Here is a 1,388-nt window from a genome sequence, read left to right on the forward strand (position 1 = left end):
AAAGCAATGGGATGGACTCCTCCTCCCCCTAAGGGCACGTAAGTGCCAAACTGGAGTTTCCACACAACCGGTTTGGAAAGAAGGAGTCCGTCATGAAGCTTATCCGCGTTGGGGTCGATTTGGCAAAGGATGTCTTTCAACTGCACGGCATAGACCGCTCGGAAAAGACGGTCTGGCGACGCAAGCTGGTGCGAGGAGACTGGATCAAGTCACTGCTCGACAGGATCGAACCGGGCTGTGAAATCGGGATGGAAGCGTGTAGCGGCGCGCATCACTGGGCCCGGGTGCTGCAGGCGAAGGGATTCACGGTCAAATTGATCGCTCCGCAGTTTGTTAAACCCTACGTCAAGAGCAACAAGAACGACGCAAACGATGCCGAGGCGATATGCGAAGCGATGAGCCGACCGAGCATGCGTTTCGTGGCCGTCAAAACCGTCGAGCAACAGGATATCCAAGCTGTGCACCGGGTGCGCTCGGGACTGATGGATCAGCGCAAAGCGAAAGCCAATCAGCTGCGTGGTCTGGCGTCAGAATATGGATTGGTGGCGCCAAAAGAATTGCTACACCTAAGATCGGCGATCCCACGCTGGCTCGAAGATAACGACAACGGGCTGAGCGAACGTTTTCGCCGGCTCTTGCGTGGGGTGTGGCGAGATCTGAAGACACTCGACGAACGAATTGAAGAGCTCGACCGGGAGATAGAACAGATTGCTCGGCAAGAGCCGGCGGCGATGCGTTTGCAGCAGGTGCGTGGCATCGGCCCGCTTACCGCGACGGCACTACTAGCCACGGTCGGAGATGCGAGTCAGTTTTCCAACGGCCGAGAGATGGCTGCTTCGTTTGGGCTCACGCCCAAACAAAACAGCTCGGGAGGAAAAGAGCGATTGCTCGGCATTAGCAAGCGAGGCGACGCCTATCTGCGCAGTTTGCTCGTGCATGGCGCCCGAGCGGTTATCCGAACGGCTCAGGCGAAAACGGATCGGTTGAGTACCTGGGTGATGCGCATCGCGACGACGCGACACCCAAATATCGCCGCTGTGGCGTTGGCGAACAAGACTGCCCGTATAGCTTGGGCAATGCTCACCAGAGGAACCGATTACCAACCCCGAGCCGCGTAAGCACAGCTGTAGAAGTACCTGAAGAAGTATCCGAAACACGATTGCATGACAAGCCGCATGATGGCCAACAGGTCGAACCGGCGCTGACGAAACCCGATAATGTCTGAGGCCTTCGAGCCCGTCAAAGCGATAGGGAGTCAGCGCGCGAATAGCCCATCAGGGTCCAGCACCTGGAGCAGGTGCAGCAGTACGAGACCGGATATACGTGAGCAGTCGTACCTCACGGCCTGAAGACGGATTGTTTGCAAACGAGGAGGAGTCCATATACGG

At 57.2% G+C, this 1,388-nt stretch carries 1 protein-coding gene; it reads left to right on the top strand.

Annotation, left to right across the window (positions count from 1 at the left end):
* Positions 1-92 precede the first annotated feature (92 nt).
* The gene (locus ACFFJK_RS22450; protein WP_379681879.1) at positions 93-1,118 is read left to right on the top strand and encodes an IS110 family RNA-guided transposase; all 1,026 of its coding nucleotides are present in this window, start codon (positions 93-95) and stop codon (positions 1,116-1,118) included.
* The last annotated feature ends 270 nt before the right edge of the window (positions 1,119-1,388 follow it).

Origin of the sequence: Massilia consociata (assembly GCF_042432755.1) — a bacterium.
Taxonomy (GTDB): domain Bacteria; phylum Pseudomonadota; class Gammaproteobacteria; order Burkholderiales; family Burkholderiaceae_D; genus Telluria; species Telluria consociata.

What these genes read in the sequence shown, in the direction of transcription:
- ACFFJK_RS22450 (WP_379681879.1), top strand. Translation starts at nt 93, where the DNA reads ATGAAGCTTATCCGCGTTGGGGTCGATTTGGCAAAGGATGTCTTTCAA.